At 47.1% G+C, this 6,643-nt stretch carries 4 protein-coding genes and 1 riboswitch; of the genes, 3 read left to right on the forward strand and 1 reads right to left on the reverse strand.

Going from position 1 to position 6,643, the window contains the following annotated elements; all coding sequences use genetic code 11:
- Window positions 1–553: 553 nt before the first annotated feature.
- The 3 genes from QNJ26_21410 (at window position 554) to QNJ26_21420 (ending at window position 3,903) form a co-directional block, all read left to right on the forward strand.
- Window positions 554–751 (forward strand): hypothetical protein, encoded by a 198-nt coding sequence (locus QNJ26_21410; GenBank protein MDJ0988112.1) that lies wholly within the window; start codon window positions 554–556, stop codon window positions 749–751.
- A 229-nt stretch (window positions 752–980) separates the two neighbouring features.
- Window positions 981–1,253, forward strand: coding sequence for a hypothetical protein (locus QNJ26_21415; GenBank protein MDJ0988113.1), 273 nt, complete (start codon window positions 981–983; stop codon window positions 1,251–1,253).
- A 769-nt stretch (window positions 1,254–2,022) separates the two neighbouring features.
- The gene (locus QNJ26_21420; GenBank protein MDJ0988114.1) at window positions 2,023–3,903 is read left to right on the forward strand and encodes a hypothetical protein; all 1,881 of its coding nucleotides are present in this window, start codon (window positions 2,023–2,025) and stop codon (window positions 3,901–3,903) included.
- Window positions 3,904–4,334: 431 nt separating this feature from the next.
- Here QNJ26_21420 and QNJ26_21425 read toward each other — a convergent pair whose 3' ends face one another.
- Window positions 4,335–6,119: a fibronectin type III domain-containing protein gene (locus QNJ26_21425; protein MDJ0988115.1), complete on the reverse strand. Its 1,785-nt coding sequence runs from the start codon at window positions 6,117–6,119 to the stop codon at window positions 4,335–4,337.
- Window positions 6,120–6,185: 66 nt separating this feature from the next.
- A riboswitch (cyclic di-GMP riboswitch) is annotated at window positions 6,186–6,271 on the reverse strand.
- Window positions 6,272–6,643: the final 372 nt, after the last annotated feature.

Raw genomic sequence — 6,643 nt, forward strand, 5'->3', positions numbered from 1 at the left:
GCCAAGCCGGAGAGTGGCCAAGAGAAAAATCCAAAAAATCCTGCTTGTCCCGCCGAAGCTTATCGAGCGAAGGCGGATTAATCCTGTCCAAAAAGAATCACCATTTCAATAAATCAACTCAGTTGCTTATCTAACAAAAGCACTATTTCAACGGACCTCCGACACCTGCTTACCGCGGCAACTTGTCCGGCGAAGTTTAAACGAAGACGGAAGCCCAGAGGCGAAGACGGGCGTGCCGTGGCGTAGCCTAGAGGGCGAAGACGGGTCTGCGGTTAAAAATATCAACATCTCACATCTGATAATTTGACGGTGTGAAAATAAATACCCATTCTTCAGCAATTGTTTTCCTAAAATCACCTGTCCCACGATAACCGTCTGTTCAGTTAAGTAGCCGTAATTATTTTAAAAATAAAATTTTATCAAATTTATTAAAGTTTGCACGATTTTTGCTGATACATATAATCAGATCCACGATAGTGGATGGCCAAGAGCGAAGAAAAAGGTATTTGATCGACAGGCGACACAGATGATTTAATGTGAAAGGCTGCAAGTCATGACATCATTGAAAGAAATGTGGAGTCCCTCTCGAATTCGAAATGAAGCTGTTAATATCGAAGACCGTCTTTATAAAACAACCCAACGCTTAATGCGTCTGGAGCGACAATACAGACTCAAAAAAATGGAATACCTGGCCAGCATCGAAGCCTATGAAGAAAGGCTGAAGTGGGTAACTGCTGAGATGCAATCCTAATAGGTGTCAGGTGTCAGGTGTCAGCAATCAGATCGCAAAGAATAGCGATTCTGAAAAATTCCCTACAAAAGAAGTTACCATACGACCATATTAACGTTTAATCTGCTTGCCATTTATTTACGGATTGCGCCTGCAATCGGGGGATTTTTGCCGGCAGGCAGTATATCGAGACGACCTGCATGATGTTTATTACAGCGCCCTGGTAACTCACACCCAAAGGGGGGTTCAAATGGCATCTAATTTCAAGCTTTTTCTGCACGAAACCGGTGACAGTTTGCATTTGAAATTATATGGCGATTTTGATGGGAGCTCCGCACACGAACTGATCAATGCTCTGAAACAATACGGCTCGAAATTCTATCAGATTTTTATTGATACCGATGACCTGGAGAAAATCCACTCTTTTGGCCGTGATGTTTTCCAGAAGTATTATGGATTTTTAGACAAGCGTTTGAAGAATCTGGTATTTATCGGCCGAAACAAGCTTAAATTAACGCTGTAGAATTTTAGTTCGAATTTGATTTAAAAAGACCGTTTGAAATTAATTTTAGACAGGATTTACAGGATATTTTATTCCTTTCTCACTTCCCGGAAGGAAGTGAGAAAACTCAATCCGCTTTCAGCGGAAATTTAATATTTTAATAAATATTATATAATTTGAAAAATTTATAGTGCCTACAAAGTACATTTAAACATATGAGTATGTTCACCATCGCCGAAGGCGATTGGTGTTTGGGCACTCTCTTGCCGCCGTCGCTGCTTTGAGCAGCTATGGCGGGCCAAGCCGGAGAGTGGCCAAGAGAAAAATCCAAAAAATCCTGCTTGTCCCGCCGAAGCTTATCGAGCGAAGGCGGATTAATCCTGTCCAAAAAGAATCAGCATTTCAATAAATCAACTCATCTGCTTATCTAACAAAAGATCTATTTCAACAGACCCCCGATCCCCGCTTGCCGCGGCGACTTGTCCCGGCGTAGCTCATGGGAGCGAAGTCGGAAGCTTGCAAAAGCGAAGACGGGCGTGCCACGGCGTAGCCCAGAGGCCGAAGACGGGTCCTCCTAGCTCAGCACTCAGTCCTTTTTTAAACCCGCACGCCCTGAGCGAAGTCGAAGGGCAACCTTTGAACCCTGCCTGTCCTCCGTAGTTTCAACGAAGGAGGAAACCCAGAACCTTAAACCACAAAACTACACATGTAGACCCGCATTGAATATTCTTTACTTGGGCTTAAGTTATAGGTTATGAGTTGTCTTAAAGTTTAATTCTAGGGGGGTAGCATGGCTCATTCAGTTTCTAAAAACTGTTTGAAGGTTATGTGGCTGATGGCAGGCCTCCTTTGTATTCTCGCTGCGCTCATTCCCATCGCTGCTGCCGCAGCACCCGGCAGTGCTCGGATCACCCAGCCGCAAAACGGCTTTTACATCAACCGCGATACACGCAATGCCTACCCGATCAGAGGCCAGGCGGATGCCGGTCACAAAGTCCAAATTTTTGCCAACGGCGTGCACATAAAGACGGTCATCGCTGATCAAAACGGGATTTTTACTTCTCAGATCGATTTTTCAACCTTCATTGAAGGCCCGGTAACCCTGCTGGCATTTAAGGATGGGATTCGATCGATTCCCATCAGCGGCACCTATGATGCCACCCCGCCGAGCGTGACATCGTCCGCAATTACCAATCGTTTTATTACCATTGTTTTCAACGAGGCCAATCTTGAAAATGTGGCCCTGGAGAGCAATTTCCGTTTCAGTCCCTCACTTAATTTTAAGACCATCGGTGGTGATGATGATATCTCGCGCATTGATGATGTGACCTTTCAACTGTCGATGCGCTCGATTCCGCGAAATGAAATCATCAATCTGTCGCTAAGCAATATTGCTGATGCAGCCGGAAACAGGATCGCAACGATGCCGGTTGCGCTCAATGATCGCGATGGCGACCGCATGGCAGACCATTGGGAATTACAGCATGGCTTGGACCCGCTAACTGCCGATGCCCCATCAGATGCAGATGACGACGGTTTTGCAAATTATCAGGAGTATCTGGCAGGCAGCGATCCAATCCGGTTTCAGTCGGCTCCCATTGAAATTCGGGATACCATCCCTCAGGATGATGCCGGCATTACCAATTTTGCCCGCGTACCCGATCAGACGGCGTTTGCCGTTTTGATCCGGGCATCTGAAGGGATCAATCTCGATGATCCGGCTGCGGTTCGTTTCAGGATCGATGACGGCTATCATCAACCGTACTGGCGGGATCTGGCACATGATGCCATGCGGGCCATAAAGCTCGACCAAACGCCGGATGAGCAGACAATTTACTTTTGGGTGGCCTACGACCGTTTTCTGGAATCCTTCATGCCGACCGCTTATTTGCCGGACGCCCTCATTCAGGTAAGCGTCGCTATACAGGATATCCGCAACAACATTTTGCAGCCACCGCCTTTTGAGTTTAAAATTGAGTCCAGTGCCCAGAAAATGGCTGCCGGACAGAATTTGCCCAGCACGGTTGAAACTATTGAAGAGGGGCTGCTTTACAGTGAAGGTGTCGATACCGGTCTTGCGGTTGTTGACGGAAAGCTAACCGGCACAAAGCTGTTTTACAGCAGTTTGGAGCCCCTGACACCCGAATTCGGTAACCCGGATGAAATGCCGTCAAACGACCATCAGGATATGCAGCCGGCAGGATGGCCGGTTAACCTATTGCCGCATACCGTCTTTGATCAGCCGGTCACCATATTCATACCGGTAAATGATGATGTGGATATCCGTAAAGTGGGTCTGGCCTATTTTGATGGCACCCGATGGCTACCGGCTGCCGATGCCGATGGTGACATACTGCCCGGCGGGGAAGGGTGGATGGTGCCCGACTCCAGAATCAACCACGAAGACACCATCCCGCCGATGATCGAAGTCAAGGTGCATCATTTTTCTGCTGCCCAGACCGTGGTATTTGCCAAGTTTGGTGACCCGATAGAAAAAGACACCACAACATCGCGCGGCAGCAATGCCAACGTGGCCATCAATTGCTTCATCAATTCCGTCAGCGCCGACGCGTCATTCGATTTTACAGCGCTTATCGCATTAATTGCGGTGGTTTGTTTCTTGCTGCTTCGAAGGTTCTCGTCTTCGGTCTTTCAAACTACTTTCCGGTAGGCAAAATCCAGTGTTCATAAGTTCAGAAGTTCAATTTTTGGAATTGGATCTTAAGTGCAATTTTATTTTAGACAGGATTTACAGGATTTATAGGATTGTTTTTTTCTGGATCACTTTCCAGATGAAAGTGATCCAACTCAATCCGCTTTCAGCGGAATATAATGGATTAAATATTAATTGCTTTACGGTATTTGTGTTTAACGGATTGTATTTACTTTTATAATTAGTATGTTTCTTGTTCCGATTTTATTCGCCGAAGGCAATTGGGGTTTGGTCGCTCTCATCAGGAGAGCGACCAAAAGAAAATATCCAGTTTATCCTGCTTGTCCCGCCGAAGCTAATCGAGCGAAGGCGGATCAATCCTGTCTAAGAAATCAATCCATCATCCAGTCGACGGTAATCAATCAGGTACTCATTTCAATGCCTTAAATCTATATCTTTGCTCTTTTTAACTTTTTAGGACGGATAAGACCTGTGGCGGTAAAGCGGCCGCCGCGCTCATGGTACATTTCAAAGAGGCGCTGGGACTCTTCCCAGCGCAGCCGCATACGCTTTAATCCCAAGGTGATCAGTTTTACCAGCGCCAGCAAGAACAGTCCGATGGCGATTTCGCGGCCGCGAATCGCTTTCCAGATCTGCCCAACGCTTATCTGCCCGGATGGTGAAGATGCGGTTCCGATAAAGCAGCCGCTGACCACATCTTCGATCCCGCCGCTGCTGCCCGATCCGCCGAATCCTGAAGACGATATCGCCACACCGGATGGGTCGACGATGATGCCGTTTACCGTGCCGTCCGCATCGCCCTCACCGCCATCTTCAAGATACAGCGTCATCGAGCGACGATCGGCGCTGAAAACCGTCTGGCTGCTGTAATCGGTCCAGGTGGCTTCGATGGGATCAAATTTAAACCAGCGGCCTTCCTCCGGCGCCGGTTCCGAGAAATATATTTTGATTTCCGCAGAATCCCCGGGCTGGTTCATGACCAGTTTAAAATTGATCAAACCAAAGGGGAAATAATCCGGATTGCTGACAGCCTCGGCCTGGACCTGGTTACCATCCTGGTGCTCTGCTGAAATGGACTCTATTTCAACGACATTGGCGGCGTCTTTAAAACTGATGCCCAATGATTTGCCTTCACCCGCTATGACACATTTGATGGTATCCTGATCAGCATCCCAGACACCGTCTTCATCCAGATCGGCGGGTGTATCGACTTCCTGATCGTCCGGTATGCCGTTGCTGTCGCTGTCTGCGGTATCGCTTTGGGTGGTGAAATACCTGCTGTCCGACCAATCTGATGGCTTGGCGTGACTGTCATAATGCCTGGCCTGCCATCTATAGTCTTCATTTTCATCTAAAATGAGCTTGGGTATCTGCAACTCAGTCAGTGAATACTCGCTGGTGATATCAAACACACAGACATCATCGGATTCTCTAAAAATTCGCCAGCGGGTTGCCGAGTGGAAATCGCCGCTGTCAGGATCATCGAATGAACTGGTTTCGAGCATCGGGGTGAGCTCCACCACCAGGTGATTGTCCGGCGCGGACAGGGTGGGTGTTTCCGGCTCAAAGTTGTCCGGCGGGACAATCGGATCGCTGCCGGCCAAATATTCATCCAAATTGCTGAGACCGTCACCGTCGTAATCCAGGGCCGCATCATCGACTAGCGGATTAAAATTGTATTGAATCTCCCAGGCATCGGGCATACGGTCGTTGTCGTCATCCGTATCGGCGTTATTACCGACACCATCATTGTCGGTGTCGATAGTTTCTGAGGGATCGTCAGGAAAGGCGTCCTGATTGTCAGGCACGCCGTCATTGTCCGAGTCGCTCAGCGGCACGGTGAAGCTAACCTGGTTGGAATAGCCACTCTCGTTATTTTGACCGTCGTAGGCTGTGGCAACGAAATAATAGGTTTTGCCCTCATCGATGCCATTGATGGTGCAGGTGGTTGTTTTGCCCACATCCTTGCTGGCGGTATAACTACCGCTGGATGTGCCGTAATAAATCTTATAACCGGCCAGCTCGGGCTCGGTATTGGCATCCCATGCAAGATCTACGGACGCAGCCATAGCATTTGAGAACGGCATGATCACGAAAGCCGCCATCAATAGCATTAATACGGTGCGGGACGCTGGTTTTAAACGATTGGAATTTTCTGCTGAAAATCGAAAATAGATCCGAATTGTATTGAGATTGAGTTCCCACCCTTTCACTGCTACACCTCCTCTAAGATACATCTATAACCGACCGAGATGCACACAGAGTAGGTGCTGGTCTCGCCCGGCAGCCCTGCTGCCTTTCCCTTACGGGTTTAAGGCCAGTGGCTTTGCGTCCCATCCTTTCGGATGGTTTGCCCTTTCGAGCTTCCCCAAATGCTCAGCAGCATGTTTGCAGCCGCGCTAAATAGAGCAAAACGGATGCCAAACCTGCTTATAATATTGTTAATATGTGCGAATAGAAGAAAAATCGAATGTAAAAGCGGCATAAAATCTATAAATTTTAGCACATTAGGTGGATTAGCGCTTATCGGGAAAAAATTAAAAAAATTACTAAAAGATCTTTTAGGCCACAATATTTGTTACTATATCAAAACAATAATTGTAATTTAGTATAACTAGTCTGTATATTTTAAAACACACTAAACAATCAAATGGGATACACTGAAATTTAATCATTCGCAATAACGGCTTTCAAACGGATATGACGAATTTATTGTAGTTATATGGTTTTGCTGAAT

The organism is Desulfobacterales bacterium, from assembly GCA_030066985.1.
In the GTDB taxonomy this organism is placed as follows: Bacteria; Desulfobacterota; Desulfobacteria; order Desulfobacterales; family JAHEIW01; genus JAHEIW01.